This is a genomic window from Stenotrophomonas sp. 1278, assembly GCF_029892765.1.
GTDB lineage: Bacteria > Pseudomonadota > Gammaproteobacteria > Xanthomonadales > Xanthomonadaceae > Stenotrophomonas > Stenotrophomonas indicatrix.
Genome location: NZ_JARXWD010000018.1, coordinates 16,814 through 31,230, shown reverse-complemented (window position 1 = coordinate 31,230; position 14,417 = coordinate 16,814). Strand labels below are relative to the sequence as shown.

11 protein-coding genes are annotated in these 14,417 nt (G+C 66.1%); 6 read left to right on the top strand and 5 right to left on the bottom strand.

The genetic code is table 11. The features are described from left to right. Positions 1-133: 133 nt before the first annotated feature. The 3 genes from dnaE to M2299_RS14945 all read left to right on the top strand — a co-directional run bounded on the left by dnaE (position 134) and on the right by M2299_RS14945 (position 5,724). Positions 134-3,712: a DNA polymerase III subunit alpha gene (gene dnaE, locus M2299_RS14955; RefSeq protein ID WP_080149342.1), complete on the top strand. Its 3,579-nt coding sequence runs from the start codon at positions 134-136 to the stop codon at positions 3,710-3,712. Between the two features lie 59 nt (positions 3,713-3,771). Further along, on the top strand, positions 3,772-4,635 hold the full coding sequence (locus M2299_RS14950) for a hypothetical protein (RefSeq protein ID WP_080149343.1): 864 nt from the start codon (positions 3,772-3,774) through the stop codon (positions 4,633-4,635). Positions 4,636-4,764: 129 nt separating this feature from the next. Beyond that, positions 4,765-5,724, top strand: a complete 960-nt coding sequence (locus M2299_RS14945; protein WP_025877686.1) for an acetyl-CoA carboxylase carboxyltransferase subunit alpha — start codon at positions 4,765-4,767, stop codon at positions 5,722-5,724. A 484-nt stretch (positions 5,725-6,208) separates the two neighbouring features. Here M2299_RS14945 and M2299_RS14940 read toward each other — a convergent pair whose 3' ends face one another. Continuing rightward, a complete protein-coding gene (locus M2299_RS14940; RefSeq protein ID WP_099844244.1) occupies positions 6,209-6,664 on the bottom strand; it encodes a CopD family protein in 456 nt (151 codons plus the stop codon). 148 nt (positions 6,665-6,812) lie between these two features. Between M2299_RS14940 and M2299_RS14935 the strand changes: the two genes are divergently transcribed. Then, positions 6,813-7,409: a class I SAM-dependent methyltransferase gene (locus M2299_RS14935; protein WP_280884592.1), complete on the top strand. Its 597-nt coding sequence runs from the start codon at positions 6,813-6,815 to the stop codon at positions 7,407-7,409. An 86-nt stretch (positions 7,410-7,495) separates the two neighbouring features. Continuing rightward, the gene (gene phaZ, locus M2299_RS14930) at positions 7,496-8,803 is read left to right on the top strand and encodes a polyhydroxyalkanoate depolymerase (RefSeq protein ID WP_080149345.1); all 1,308 of its coding nucleotides are present in this window, start codon (positions 7,496-7,498) and stop codon (positions 8,801-8,803) included. Between the two features lie 169 nt (positions 8,804-8,972). On the opposite strand, the gene M2299_RS14925 is transcribed toward phaZ, so the two are convergent. The 3 genes from M2299_RS14925 to M2299_RS14915 form a co-directional block, all read right to left on the bottom strand. Beyond that, a complete protein-coding gene (locus M2299_RS14925) occupies positions 8,973-9,962 on the bottom strand; it encodes a sensor domain-containing protein (protein WP_033830707.1) in 990 nt (329 codons plus the stop codon). Then, on the bottom strand, positions 9,959-10,324 hold the full coding sequence (locus M2299_RS14920; RefSeq protein WP_032975774.1) for a PadR family transcriptional regulator: 366 nt from the start codon (positions 10,322-10,324) through the stop codon (positions 9,959-9,961). Before M2299_RS14920 ends, M2299_RS14925 begins: the two co-directional genes overlap by 4 nt. A 94-nt stretch (positions 10,325-10,418) precedes the next feature. Continuing rightward, complete coding sequence (locus tag M2299_RS14915) at positions 10,419-11,894, bottom strand: hypothetical protein (RefSeq protein WP_280884591.1); 1,476 nt, start codon at positions 11,892-11,894, stop codon at positions 10,419-10,421. A gap of 124 nt (positions 11,895-12,018) precedes the next feature. Between M2299_RS14915 and M2299_RS14910 the strand changes: the two genes are divergently transcribed. Further along, positions 12,019-12,921, top strand: a complete 903-nt coding sequence (locus M2299_RS14910; RefSeq protein ID WP_280884590.1) for a peptidylprolyl isomerase — start codon at positions 12,019-12,021, stop codon at positions 12,919-12,921. A 507-nt stretch (positions 12,922-13,428) separates the two neighbouring features. On the opposite strand, the gene M2299_RS14905 is transcribed toward M2299_RS14910, so the two are convergent. After that, the gene (locus tag M2299_RS14905) at positions 13,429-14,301 is read right to left on the bottom strand and encodes a DMT family transporter (protein WP_025877696.1); all 873 of its coding nucleotides are present in this window, start codon (positions 14,299-14,301) and stop codon (positions 13,429-13,431) included. Positions 14,302-14,417: the final 116 nt, after the last annotated feature.

Genomic DNA, 14,417 nt, shown 5'->3' with positions numbered 1-14,417 from the left:
ATATCGCGCACCGTCAAGTCCTTGTCGCAACCCCCTGCCCTCGCTACCCTGACCGGGCACTCCAGCGCTTCCCGACCCCGGCGACGATTCCCGCGTCTGCACCCGGGGCCTGCGCGCTCCAACCTGGTCCGGCATGTCCAACTCCCGCTTCGTACATCTCCACGTCCACACCGAGTTCTCGCTGGCGGACTCCACCATCCGCGTGCCGGCCAAGCCGGACCAGGCTGACCCGAAGAAGGCCAAGCAGGCCAACCTGCTGTCGCGCTCGGTCGAACTCGGCCTGCCTGCGCTGGCGGTGACCGACCTCAACAACCTGTTCGCCCTGGTCAAGTTCTACAAGGCCGCCGAAGGCGTGGGCATCAAGCCCATCGCCGGCGCCGACGTGATGATCGCCGAAGAAGGCCAGGACCCGTGGCGGATGACTCTGCTGTGTCGCGACCGCGAGGGCTACCTGAGCCTGTCGCGTCTGCTGACCCGGGCATGGATGGAAGGCCATCGCCCCGAGGGCGGCGTGGCGGTGCATCCGGACTGGCTGAAGGCCGGCAACGCCAACCTGTTCGCCCTGGCCGGCCGTGAGAGTCTGGCCGGGCGCCTGGCGCTGGATGGCAAGCACGATCTGGCCGAACAGCAGCTGGCCGACTGGCAGCGCGTGTTCGGTGACGGCCTGCACCTGGAGCTGACCCGCACCGGCCGCGATGGCGAAGAGAGCTTCAACCAGTTCGCGCTGATGGCCGCCGGCCAGCGTGGCCTGCCGGTGATCGCCAGCAACGACGTACGCTTCCTGTCACCGTCCGATTTCAGCGCGCACGAAGCCCGCGTGTGCATCTCCACCGGCCGCGTGCTGGATGACCCCAAGCGCCCACGCGAGTACAGCGACCAGCAGTACCTGAAGTCGGCCGAAGAGATGTGCGCGCTGTTCGCCGACATCCCCGATGCGATCGACAACACGCTGGCGCTGGCCGAGCGCTGCAACATCGAGATGCGCCTGGGCACCTACTTCCTGCCCGACTATCCGGTGCCCGACGAGGAGACGCTGGACAGCTGGATCCGCAGCGAGTCGCGCAAGGGCCTGGCCGCACGCCTGGAAAAGAATCCCATCGCGCCCGGCATGACCGCGCAGGATTACAGCGACCGCCTCGAGTTCGAGCTGGACACCATCATCAAGATGGGCTTCCCCGGCTACTTCCTGATCGTGGCCGACTTCATCCAGTGGGGCAAGGCGCAGGGCATTCCGATCGGCCCGGGCCGTGGTTCGGGTGCGGGTTCGCTGGTGGCGTGGGCACTGCAGATCACCGATCTGGACCCGCTGCCGTACAACCTGCTGTTCGAGCGCTTCCTCAACCCCGAACGCGTGTCGATGCCCGACTTCGACATCGACTTCTGCATGGACCGCCGCGACGAGGTCATCGACTACGTTGCGCGCAAATATGGCCGCGAGCGGGTCAGCCAGATCATCACCTACGGCACGATGGCGGCCAAGGCGGTGGTGCGCGACTCCGGCCGCGTGCTCGGCTTCCCCTACGGCCTGGTCGACGGCGTCGCCAAGCTGATCCCGAACATCCTCGGCATCTCGCTGAAGGATGCGATGGGTGAGGGCAAGGACAGCGAGATGGCTTCGCCCGAGCTGATCCAGCGCTACCAGAGCGAGGACGACGTCCGCGACCTGATCGACCTGGCACGGCAGCTGGAGGACCTGACCCGCAACGCCGGCAAGCACGCCGGTGGCGTGGTGATCGCGCCCGAGCCGTTGAGCGAGTTCTGCCCGCTGTTCGCCGAACACGATGAAGACGGCCGCGGCAAGAATCCGGTCACCCAGTTCGACAAGAACGACGTTGAAGAAGTCGGCCTGGTGAAGTTCGACTTCCTCGGCCTGCGCACGCTGACGATCATCGACTGGGCGGTGAAGGCGATCAACAAGCGCCATGAGCGCGCCGGCATTCCGCCGGTGGACATCACCCAGCTGCCGCTGGACGATGCGCCCACCTACAAGGACATCTTCGCCTCGGGCAATACCGGCGCGGTGTTCCAGTTCGAATCCTCGGGCATGCGCCGCCTGCTGAAGGACGCCAAGCCCGACCGTTTCGAAGACCTGATCGCGCTGGTGTCGCTGTACCGACCCGGCCCGATGGACCTGATTCCCTCCTTCGTCGACCGCAAGCACGGGCGCGAAGACGTGGAGTATCCCGATCCGCGCACCGAGCGCATCCTGCGCGACACCTACGGCATCATGGTGTACCAGGAGCAGGTGATGCAGATGGCGCAGATCGTCGGCGGCTACTCGCTGGGCGGCGCCGACCTGCTGCGCCGTGCGATGGGCAAGAAGGTGCCGGCGGAAATGGCCAAGCACCGCGAGATCTTCCGCGAAGGTGCGGCCAAGGACGGCGTCGGCGAAGCCAAGGCCGATGCGATCTTCGACCTGATGGAGAAGTTCGCCGGCTACGGCTTCAACAAGTCGCACGCCGCCGCCTACGCGCTGGTGAGTTACCAGACGGCCTGGCTCAAGCGCCATTACCCGGCCGAGTTCATGGCCGCGACGCTGTCTTCGGACATGGACAACACCGAAAAGGTGGTCGGCTTCCTGGACGAGGTGCGCAACCTCGGCCTGACCGTGCTGCCGCCGAAGGTGAACCAGTCCGCCTTCATGTTTGAAGCGTCCACGCCGGACACGATCCAATACGGCCTGGGGGCGATCAAGGGCGTCGGCCAGGGTGCCTGCGAAGCGGTGGTGGAGGAACGCCTTCGCGGCGGCGACTACACCGACCTGCTCGACTTCTGCACCCGCATCGGTTCGGCCAAGCTCAACCGGCGCACGCTGGAAGCAATGATCAACTGCGGTGCGCTGGATGAGCTGGGCCACAACCGTGCCTCGCTGATGCTGCAGCTGCCGGAAGTGATCAAGGCCACCGAACAGATGGCGCGCGAGCGTGCGTCCGGCCAGAACTCGCTGTTCGGCGGCCCCGAGCCGGGCGTGCAGGCCATCCACCTGGAGCTGCAGGAAACCGATGAATGGCCGTTGCTGCAGCGCCTCAACGGCGAGCGCGACACGCTGGGCTTCTACCTCAGTGGCCACCCGTTCGACCCGTGGCGCGATGACGTGCGCGATCTGGTCGGTACCGACCTCGGCTCGGTGGAAAAGATCTGGAGCGCCAACAGCAACAGTGGTGGCGGCGAGAAGCGCTGGCGTCCGGAAGTGCAGACCGTGCTGGCCGGCCAGGTGGTCGGCGTGCGCCGCAAGGGCGAGAGCCAGATCTTCATCCAGCTGGAAGATGGCCGTGGCCGCGTCGAATGCAGCGCGTTCTCCGATGCCATGGCCGAGTTCGGCCACCTGATGACCAAGGACCGTATCCTGGTGGTCAAGGGCGGCCTGCGCGAAGACGAATTCAATGGCGGCTTCGCACTGCGCATCCGCCAGTGCTGGGACTTCGACGAGGTCTGTGCGAACTACGCCACGCGCCTGTCGCTGCGGTTGGACCTGCGCCATCAGCGACCGGTGTGGGAGCGCATCGACGCCCTGCTCGACCGCCATCGCCCCGGCCGCACGCCCCTGCGCCTGGACCTGCTGCTGAAGGGCCCCGATGGCGGCATCGCCGGCATGCTCGATGTTTCCGGGCAGAGCGCGGTGCGCGTCGATTCCAAGCTGATGGAGGCGCTGCGCGCCGAACCGGCCGTGCGCACGCTGAAGGTGCGCTACAGCCCGCCATGGGCCAGCTGAGGCTGGCCCCGGATCCGTTGCTGTTTTCCCGCTGCATACGTCAAGGACGATTGCCCGTAATGAAGAACCTGCTGTTGCCGATGATGGCCGCGCTCGCGCTGGCCGGCTGTTCCTCCAAGGTCGATTTCGAGATCGACAACCCGACCGATGCGCCGCTGGCGATCAGCATCGATGGCAAGGACCTGCCGGTGGCCGCGCACGCGTCGCGACCGATCAGCCTGGCTGCCGGTGAGCATCACCTGCATACCGACCGCCTGGGCGATGTGCGCTTCATCGTCTACGCCGACGGCCGCGGCGGCCTGATCAATCCCAGCCTCAGCGAGTACGTGACGGCGCGCGAGATCTATGTGACCGGCGAGGACAAGCTGAAGAACTTCGGTGTCAGCGGCCTGGGCATCGAGCTGGGCGGCGTCGAGTTCAAGGGACCGTTCGAAAAGCACCATGGCCTGTTCATCGACAAGACCTGGAACTTCGGCGTGCGCGAGCCGTTCCCCGAGGAGCAGGTGGTTGCGCACGTGGACTCGACCGGCGGCCGGATCAGCACCAAGATCTTCACCGCGCCGGAGTTCATCACCTACATCGAGGCCAGCATGGGAGAACCTGGTGCCTACAAGCGCGAGCAGCCCGCCGGCTACGTGGCCCCGGCCTACACGCTGGAACCGGCGCCGGCGCTGCCCGCGCTGGACCCGGCCTTCGAGGCCCATGCCGGTCCGGTGCGCGACATCTATGCCCGCTGGCTGAAGGCCACCACGGCCAGCGAGCAGAAGGCCCTGCGCAAGGAAGACTTCCAGGCGCAGATGGCCTTCACCCAGGCCACCATGACGCTCGGCGCGAAGCTGCCGGTGGCAGCCAACCAGGCCTACAACGACTTCGTGACGATCCGCAGTACCGAAATGGCCCGCAGCGCGCTGGTCCTGCCCTGAACCGGCGGCCGGCGGACCGACTGGCGCCGCCGGCCCCCACTGCGCTACCGTCGGCTTCCAGACGAAGGCGTACGGGCCGTTCCTGCGCATTCGGCTAGAATTCCCCTCTTCTTTACACGACGGCTTCCGATGAATCCGAACTACCTCGACTTCGAGCAACCCATCGCCGACCTGGAAGCCAAGATCCAGGAACTGCGCAACGCCAGTGCCGGGCCGGCGGTCAATGTCGAGGCCGAAGTGCATGCGCTGCAGGACAAGCTGCGTGTGCGCACCGCACAGATCTTCCGCAACCTGACCTCGTGGCAGGTGCTGCAGCTGGCCCGCCATCCGTCGCGCCCGTACACCGCCGACTACATCCGCATCATCTGCGATGAGTTCCAGGAACTGGCCGGCGACCGTGCCTTCGCCGACGACAAGGCGATCATGGGCGGCCTGGCCCGCATCAATGGCCGGTCGGTGATGGTCATCGGCCACCAGAAGGGCCGCGACACCAAGGAAAAGATCAAGCGCAACTTCGGCATGCCCAAGCCCGAGGGCTACCGCAAGGCGCTGCGACTGATGAAGATGGCCGAGCGTTTCGGCCTGCCGGTGCTGACCCTGATCGATACCGCCGGCGCCTGGCCGGGCATCGATGCCGAGTCGCGCGGCCAGTCCGAAGCGATCGCGCGCAACCTGATCGAGATGGCCGAACTGAAGGTGCCGATCATCTGCACCGTGATCGGTGAAGGCGGCTCGGGCGGCGCACTGGCGCTGGGCGTGGGCGACCGTACCGTGATGCTGGAATACGCGGTGTACTCGACCATCACCCCGGAAGGCTGTGCTTCGATCCTGTGGAAGGATGCCGGCAAGGCCAAGGATGCTGCCGAGCAGCTGGGCCTGACCGCGCCGCGCCTGAAGGGCCTGGGCCTGGTCGACAAGGTCGTGCGCGAGCCGACCGGCGGCGCCCACCGCAACCCGACGCAGATGGCCAAGCGGCTGAAGGCCGTGCTGCTGAACGAGCTGGACGCGCTGGATGCACTGTCCACCGAAGAGCTGCTGGACCAGCGCTACAAGCGCCTGCGCAGCTACGGTACTTACGAAGCGGCCTGAGCCTCTGCTCGAGGCGTTACTTTTCTTTTCGCGAAAAGAAAAGTAACCAAAAGAAACGCTCCGCCAGCCGCGAGCCGGTGTGCTCTGCACACCGGTTCCCTGCGCTCCTCAGTCCGCCAAGGGACGGCGCGGAACTCGCTACGCTCAAACATCCGCGCCTCTACGCCCTTGCCGGACCTCCGGTGCTCGGCTCGCTTGAAGGCGGATTGGGAAAGCGGAGCGAAAAGCATCCACGCATGGCGTGGATCTACTGGGTGCAGGTGCGGCGTTTGACGTTGGGTCCGCCTTTTAGCGAGCCGAGCATCGCAGGGGAATCAGGGGCGTAGAGGCGCCGATGTCTGAGCGCAGCGAGTTCGGCGCCGTCCCCTGATTCACCGAGAAGCACAGGGCACCGGTGCGTAGCACCGGCTCGCGACCTGGCGGCGTGTTCTTTGGTTACCTTCTTGCACGAGCAAGAAAGTGACATGTTCGAGAGCTCCAGATCTCAGAACGGCTTGGCCAGCACCAGCCAGACGATCGGGATGAAGGCCAGCAGCGGGATCTCGTTGATCCAGCGCAGCGCGCGCGACGACGGCAGCGCCCTGCCCCTGGCCACGCCTTTCAGCAGCCGCCCGATCCAGATGAAGTACGCCAGCAGCACCACCACCAGGCCCAGCTTGGCGTGCAGCCATCCCGCGCCCCCCGGGGCGACCATGGTCGGGAAATCCGGAATCACCTTGTAGCCCAGCCACAGCACCAGGCCGAGCACGAACGCCAGGCCGAACATCGAATGGCCGAAGCGATACAGGCGCATGCCCATCAGCTGCAGGCGCTCGACCACCGCCGGCTGCCCCGCCGTCTCGGACAGGTTCACCAGGATGCGCGGCAGGTAGAACACCGTGGCCATCCATGCCACCACGAACACGATGTGGAAGGTCTTGACCCAGTAATAGCTCTGCATGCGCTCGCTCCGGCGGCTGGCGTGGATGTCCGCCATTCTCGCATGCGCTGACGAGGCCACCTCACGTGCAACCGCCGCGACACATCGACGCATGACGTGCTGCAACGCCGTACGATAGGCGCCGATTTCACGACTGCACCCGAACGCCATGGACAAGGCCTACGACGCCGCCTACTTCCAGCGCTGGTACCGCCGCGCCGACATCGGCGGCAGCGCGCGCCTGGCGCGCAAGGTCGCCCTCGCCGTGGCGACGGCCGAGTACTACCTGGAACGACCGATCCGCAGCGTGCTGGATATCGGCTGCGGCGAAGGTGCGTGGCGCGCACCGCTGCTGAAACTGCGTCCGAAGGTCGAATACCTCGGTTTCGACAGCAGCGAGTACGCTGTGCGCCGCTACGGCCGCACCCGCAACCTGCACTTGGCCAGCTTCGGCGATTTCGCCTGGCTGCGCCCCTGCGCCCCGGTCGACCTGCTGGTCTGTTCGGACGTGATGCATTACGTGCCCAACCGCGAACTGCGCGCGGGCCTGGCCGGGCTGGCCGAACTGACCGCAGGGGTGGCCTTCCTGGAGACCTTTGCCGCCGAAGATGAATTCGAGGGCGACCATGACGGCTTCCAGTCGCGCCCGGCCCGCTGGTACCGGCGCGAGCTGACGCGCCAAGGCCTGCAGGCAGTCGGGTCCCACCTCTGGCTGGGGCCAGCACTGGCCACCGAAGCCACTGCGCTGGAACAGGCGGCCCGCTGAATACGGCCAGTGCGTCTGCTTAACGTCCGGGACAGTCGGATGCGCTATGCTGCGCGGCAACATAAGACCATACATATTCGGTCGGCATGCTCTATCAACTGCACGAACTGACCCGCAACCTGCTCGCCCCCTGGGTGCACCAGGCCCAGGCCAACGCCAAGTTCTTCGCCAACCAGGGGCACTGGTGGTCGCAGATGCCCGGCGCTGATCGCCTGGCCGCGGTCAATGAGCTGTTCCATCGCATCGGCAAGGATTACGAGAAGCCCGAATGGGGCATCAACGAAATCGAAGTCGAGGGCGAGCGCGTGCCGATCGTGGTGCACGAGGAACTCAGCAAGCCGTTCTGCAAGCTGCTGCGCTTCAAGCGCCACAGCAATGAAGCCGACCAGCTGCACACCATGCTCAACCAGCCGTTCGTGCTGGTGGTGGCTCCGTTGTCGGGCCATCACGCCACGCTGCTGCGCGATACCGTGCGCACGCTGCTGCGCGACCACCGCGTGTACGTGACCGACTGGGTCGACGCGCGCATGGTGCCCGGCAGCGAAGGCGAATTCGGGCTGGACGACTACATCGCCTATATCCAGGAGTTCATCCGCCATCTTGGCGTGGAGCGCCTGCACGTGGTGAGTGTCTGCCAGCCGACCGTACCGGTGCTGGCCGCGGTTTCATTGATGGCCAGCCGCGGCGAACCGACGCCGCGCACGCTGGTGATGATGGGTGGCCCGATCGATGCGCGCTGCAGCCCGACCGCGGTCAACAACCTGGCGACGCAGAACCCGCTGTCGTGGTTCGAGAACAATGTCATCCACACCGTGCCGGCCAGCTATCCCGGTGCCGGCCGCCGCGTGTATCCCGGTTTCCTGCAGCACGCCGGCTTCCTGTCGATGAATCCCAGCCGCCACTTCAGCTCGCACTGGGATTTCTACACCGACCTGGTGAAGGGCGACCTGGAGGATGCCGACGCACACCGTCGCTTCTACGACGAGTACAACGCGGTGCTGGACATGCCGGCCAAGTACTACCTGGACACCATCTCCGTGGTGTTCCAGGACTTCCTGCTGCCGCGTGGCGAGTGGGTGGTCAATGGCGAAAAGGTCGACCCGTCGGCAATCCGCGATACCGCGCTGCTGAGCATCGAAGGCGAGCTGGACGATATCGCCGGCCTCGGCCAGACCGAAGCGGCGCAGGCACTGTGCAGCGGTATACCGGCCGAACGCCGTGAACACTTCATCGTGGATGGTGCAGGCCATTACGGCATCTTCAGCGGCCGCCGCTGGCGCGAAGTGGTGTACCCGAAGGTGCGTGACTTCTTCGCCGCGCATGCCGAAGCCCCGGCATCGAAGGCCACGAAGAAGAAGAGCAACGTCACCCCGCTGCGGCGAAAGGCGGGGTAGCACGTCCCTGGTGGATGCCAACCTTGGTTGGCGCTTTCGGTAGATGCCAACCTTGGTTGGCGATCTTTCAAGCGTACTGACACCTGATGGTAGGTGCCAACCAAGGTTGGCACCTACCATGGCGAAGTGCCGACCGAGGTCGGCACTCACCAGAGAACAGATCGCTGCCTTACAAGCGCACCAGCAGGTTCTTGGCCAGCATGCCGTGCAGCTTGCCGATGCCGCGTGCCAGGTGCATCGTCAGCAGCAGCAGCAACACACCCACCGCTGCTACCACGATCGCCACCAGCGGCGAGGCTGCCATCGGCAGCACGTTCACGTCGTTGATGTAGATGCCGGGGATGTCGCCGCTGAAGATCGCCGCCACCGGTGCCCAGATCAAGCCCAGCGACAGCGACAGCAGGGTCACCGCGATGGTGAAGTAGATGATGCCCAGCGGCAGCATCAGCACGAAGTACAGCAGGGTCAGCCAGGTGCGGCCATCGGTGAACATGTCGCCGATACGCTGCAGCCAGCTGCGGCTGCGGTCGGTGTACTGCGGCCGGCGCGGCATGCGCTCGCCCAGCAGCGCTTCCACCAGCCGCCCTTCCAGCAACGCCAGTCCACGCACCGAACCGAAGAACAGCACGGTCAGCGGAACACCGATGATCAGGATCAGCAGGCCCAGCGACAGCGACAGACCGGTGACCACCCAGGTGAAGAAGAAGATGCCGGTGGCCAGCGACAACAGCATGTAGAACAGCGCGCCGTAGGTGTGCGGGTCCGTCACTACGCCGAAGAAACGCGCCAGCAGCGAGCGTTGCACGGGCGCTGCGGGCTGTGCCGCCGGTGCAGCACCGCTGGCCTCGGCCGCTGCACGCAGCACCGGGCCCGTGTCAGCCCGCGGCGTGCGCAGCGCGCGGTTCACCGTGAGCTCGGTTTCGCGGTAGATCTCCGCCACCTCGTCCGGTGCGCCGTAGCTGCCGGCGACGTCGGCGATGACCTCGGCTTCGCTGCGGCCGGGTTGCGCCGCCAGTTCCGAGCGCAGGTATTCCTCGGCGTCGTACAGGGCGTCCTGCACCATCGCCGGATCGGCACCGTCCAGCGCGGCACGCAGCTGCGCCAGGTACTGCGGGATGGTGCTGGGCAGACGGTTGCCTGCCAGGTCCAGGTCGTTCATTGCGGTACCCCCTCCAACACGGAATCGACGGAATCACGGGTGTCGCGCCAAGCCTGGCGCCATTGCTGCAGCACCTCCCGGCCACGCGCGTTGATGCGGTAGTAGCGGCGCGGCGGCCCGCTGCTGGACGGCTCCACATGGCTCTCCAGCAGGCCGGCACCCTCCAGGTTGCGCAGCACCGGGTACAGCGCGCTCTGCTTGCCACTGAGCACGCCCTCGCCCACCCGTTCCAGCTCCTTGGCGATCAGGTAGCCGTACAGCGGCTCACCGGCGCGGGCCAGCACTGCGAGCAGGGCCAGCGACACGGTGCCGGCGCTGAGCTCCTTCTGGAACTTCTTCAGGTGGACATCGTCCTCGGACATGACCGGCCCTCCACTACGTTGAAGTCCACAGTAGTGCGAAGTTCGGTATAGCGAATGTGTCGTTAGTCACTCTGCCGGTTGGGTACCGGCCACATCAGGCTTGGCGGACCGCCTCAGCCAGCCGCTGTGCCATTGCATTGGAGAGGTCGTGCCCACCGTGTTCAAGGCGGGTCAGCAGGGCCTGTCTGCGCGCTGCCGACAGCGGTGAGTAACTCTCGCTCACTCGAAGCCAGTTCTCCACCAGGCGCAGATGCCATGCACGTTCGTCCTGCCTCTGCGGGACCGCATCCAGCAGAAGTTCCAGATGCTGCCACAAAGGCACGTGGGGCAGCAGCCGAAGCAGCCCGGTCTGAGCCACCGGGGAAGGACCGTCGTGGCAGAACGCCAGCAGCCGGGGGGCGTCCAGTTCGGCTACCCAGTCCGCCTGCGCGTGGGTCAACAGTTCGTGGATGCTTCGCCCCGGCTCCTCCAGCGCAACGCGCAGCAACGCCAGCCCTGCGCCGCCCTCGGCCCGTATCCAGCCTCGTACGCAATTCCGCCGATGGCGCGCCGTCACCCGTGGATAAAGCGACCGCAACAGTGCAACGTCCTCAGCGACGGCATGGTCGGCCAGCGCTTCCAGCGCCACGCGCCAGCGCCCCGCTGTCTGCTGCGCCAATGCGCTGCGCCACAACTCGATGGCCGGCGTTGCGTGGCGCTGCCGCACCAGGAATGCCGCCAGACTGCGGACGGCCCGTGCACGGTCGAACAGTGCATCCTCGACAAACACGTCGATCCCTTCCACCTCATGCGCCACCAACGTACGCAGGGCCGACGCGCGCACTTGGCTGGAGGGAGCCGTCAGCGCGATGCTGCACTGCTCCACCACCTGCGATGGGTCGCCCTCATCGAGAAGGTCCTGGAAGGCCATGCGCGCAATGCGCGGATCGCTGTCCCGCAGCGCACGCGCACGGATCGCCACACGCTCCGGGTGGACATCGAAGGCGATCGCATGGGCGCTCAGCCGCGTGAGTGAGTCACGATGGACGAGCAGTCCACCCAGCACTGCCCGCTGCGAGGGCGCCGATAGCCAGCCCTCCAGCGTATCCCTGCGCCAATCGGCATCCACCCGTTGCGCATCCTGCAAGCGAACCGCCAGCGGCCACGCTGCCAGCACGTCGTCGATGCTGCAGCGGGACAGCAGAACTTCCACCATCTGCTGGGCTACAACCCGCACCTCAGGGACCCAGTCATTGCAGCGCAGCAACGCACTGGAAAGCGTCAGACGCCCTGCAAGGGCGTCCATCCGCTGCAGCGCCGCCTGACGCGTGCGACCATTGCCGTCCGCGCCGGCGAGAAACAACGCAGCCGCCTTCACTGCGGCGGGTGCCTGCGGACTGACCCGAAGGCATTCGAGCAGCTCACTGCTCCGCGGCGCCCACCAACTGCGCCGGCGGCCATCGATATCGACCAGCATCCGTGGCGACTGTGCATGCAGCCAGCCGACACCGTCTTCGCCGTCATCGATATTGCCTTTCAGATAGCCATCGACCATCGCCTGCAATTTGGCCCCTGGATCCAGCATTGGCATTTCGTGCGTCCATGCAAAGGAAGCACATCGTGCCGCAGGGGCGGCGCGACAGCCAGTCTGCAGGATTGGCGCAACAGCAGCGACTCGCGCAGAATCGAAGCCTCGTTCATGTTCCGGGGATCCCATGCCGCACCGTCGCCGTCTTGCCCTGACCGCCCTCGCCCTGGCCTGCCTGCTGCCCGCAATGGCCAGCGCAGCCACGCCCTACCGCAGCCCGCAGCAGATCCTTGATGCCTCGGCGGCCAGCGACTGGCGCACGCCGGACCCGGCCAACATGCTGTACATGGACCTGCCGGCCGGGCGGGTGATCATCGAGCTGGCGCCGCAGTTCGCCCCGCGCCATGTCGCCAACATCCAGACCTTCGCCCACGAACACTTCTGGGACGGCACCAGCATCTACCGTTCGCAGGACAACTTCGTGGTGCAGTTCGGCGATGCCGACGCCGACGATGCAGCCAAGGCCAAGCCGTTCGGCAGCGCGCAGCGCAAGCTGCCGGCCGAATTCGAGCGTGCCAACCGCGGTTTGAAGGTGAGCGTGCTGCCGGATCGCGATGGCTGGGCAGCACAGACCGGCTTCGTCGACGGCTTCCCGGTCGGCCAGGACCCGCAGGCCGGCAAGGCCTGGCTGGCGCACTGCTACGGCATGCTGGGTGCGGGCCGCAGCAACGAGGAAGACAGCAGCATCGGTGCCGAACTCTACGTGGTGACCGGCCAGTCGCCGCGCCAGCTGGACCGCAACATCACCCTCGTCGGCCGCGTGCTGAAGGGCATGGAACTGCTCAGCGCGATCCCGCGCGGACCGGCACCGATGGGCTTCTACGCCGACCCGAAGCTGCGCACACCGATCGTGTCGATCCGTCGCGTCAGCGACGTACCCGCGGCCGAGCGCACGCCGATCCAAGTGCTGCGCACCGACTCGAAGACCTTCGCCGATACGGTCGAAGCGCGGCGCAACCGCGTGGATGATTTCTACAAGCGCCCGGCGGGGCATATCGACCTGTGCAATATTCCGGTGCCGGTGCGGTGATGCTTTCCTCGCGTGACGCGTGCTGAAGGTGCTTCATTGTTCTTGGGCGTCACTTTTCTTTGTACGCAAAGGAAAGTAACCAAAAGAAACGTTCCGCCGGTCGCGAGCCGCCGTGCTTCGCACGTCGGTCCCCTGCGATGCTCGGCTCGCTCAAGGCGGACCCAGATCAAAGTCCGCAGCTGCACCCAGTAGATCCACGCCATGCGTGGATGCTCTTGCTGTTGGTCTTGACCTTCCAGTCCGCCTTGAGCGAGCCGAGCACCGCAGGTCCGGCGAGGGCGAAGAGGCGCCGATGTCCTGTAGAGCCGACTGTTAGTCGGCTGACTTCTGCGCGCCGCCCCTCGACGGGCCGAGGAGCGCAGGGCACCGGTGCGCAGCACCGGCTCGCGACCTGGCGGCGTGTTTCTTTGGTTACTTTCTTTGCACGAGCAAAGAAAGTGACACCCCTCCGCAGGCGCGGAAAAGGGCTGCCGGGCAGCGCCCGGCACTACCCGTGCGTCGGCGCCGTCAGCCCTTCTGACTCACCGCCACGCTACCGAGAATCAACGCACCCGCAATCAGCATCTGCAGCGTCACCGGCTCGCCCAGGAACAACCAGGCGAACGCAGCGCCGAACAGCGGAACCAGGTAGGTCACCGTTGACGCGCGCGACGGGCCGATGCGGCCGATCAGGCGATAGAACATCAGGAAGGCGAATCCGGTGCAGACCACGCCCAGCGCGATCGCCGCGCCCCATGCCTTGCCTGGGATCGGACCCTGCGGCAGATGCGTGAGCGCCATCGGCAACAACCACAATGAGGCGCACGACAACGTGGCAGCGGCGGCCGCAGCCGAGGGCAGACCGGTCATGTGCCGCTTCACCAGGTTCACGCCCAAGCCGTACAGCAGCGAGGCGGCGGCACCGGCCAGTACGGCCGTGCCGATGCTCAGCCCCGAGATCTTGGCCGTGGCCAGCACCACCACGCCGGCAAACCCCACCAGCAGCGCGCCGGCACGGCGTACACCGATCTTCTCGCCGAAGAACAGGAAGGCGATCAGTGCGGCAAACAGCACCGTCATCGCATTGCAGATCGCACCGATGGCCGCCGGCGCACGCTCTGCGGCGTAAGCGAACAGCACGAACGGCAACGCCGAATTGACCAGGCCGATCGGCGCCAACCACAACCAGCGGCGCGGTGGGAACTGCGCGCGTGCGCGCCACAGGAACGGCAGCAACACCAGTGCGCCCAGCACCAGCCGTACCTCGACCAGGGCGAACGGCCCGAATGAAGGCACCGCCACCCGCATGAACAGGAACGAGCAGCCCCAGATCGCGCCGAGCAGGGTCAATTCCAGCGGTGTGCGCCAATCACGCTCGGTCGCTTGGGGTATCGCATTCATGTGCTCTGTCCGTTCGTCATCGTGGCGCTGTTCCGGCCACACAGGATCAGCCGCAGACGCCCGCTGCACAAGCGCGTAGTATCGCTGCCAGCCACAAATATGGTTTGAGGCTGGAC

Coding starts and splice junctions, on each gene's coding strand:
- dnaE (WP_080149342.1), top strand. CDS start 134: ATGTCCAACTCCCGCTTCGTACATCTCCACGTCCACACCGAGTTCTCG.
- M2299_RS14950 (WP_080149343.1), top strand. CDS start 3,772: ATGAAGAACCTGCTGTTGCCGATGATGGCCGCGCTCGCGCTGGCCGGC.
- M2299_RS14945 (WP_025877686.1), top strand. CDS start 4,765: ATGAATCCGAACTACCTCGACTTCGAGCAACCCATCGCCGACCTGGAA.
- M2299_RS14940 (WP_099844244.1), bottom strand. CDS start 6,664: ATGCAGAGCTATTACTGGGTCAAGACCTTCCACATCGTGTTCGTGGTG.
- M2299_RS14935 (WP_280884592.1), top strand. CDS start 6,813: ATGGACAAGGCCTACGACGCCGCCTACTTCCAGCGCTGGTACCGCCGC.
- phaZ (WP_080149345.1), top strand. CDS start 7,496: ATGCTCTATCAACTGCACGAACTGACCCGCAACCTGCTCGCCCCCTGG.
- M2299_RS14925 (WP_033830707.1), bottom strand. CDS start 9,962: ATGAACGACCTGGACCTGGCAGGCAACCGTCTGCCCAGCACCATCCCG.
- M2299_RS14920 (WP_032975774.1), bottom strand. CDS start 10,324: ATGTCCGAGGACGATGTCCACCTGAAGAAGTTCCAGAAGGAGCTCAGC.
- M2299_RS14915 (WP_280884591.1), bottom strand. CDS start 11,894: ATGCCAATGCTGGATCCAGGGGCCAAATTGCAGGCGATGGTCGATGGC.
- M2299_RS14910 (WP_280884590.1), top strand. CDS start 12,019: ATGCCGCACCGTCGCCGTCTTGCCCTGACCGCCCTCGCCCTGGCCTGC.
- M2299_RS14905 (WP_025877696.1), bottom strand. CDS start 14,301: ATGAATGCGATACCCCAAGCGACCGAGCGTGATTGGCGCACACCGCTG.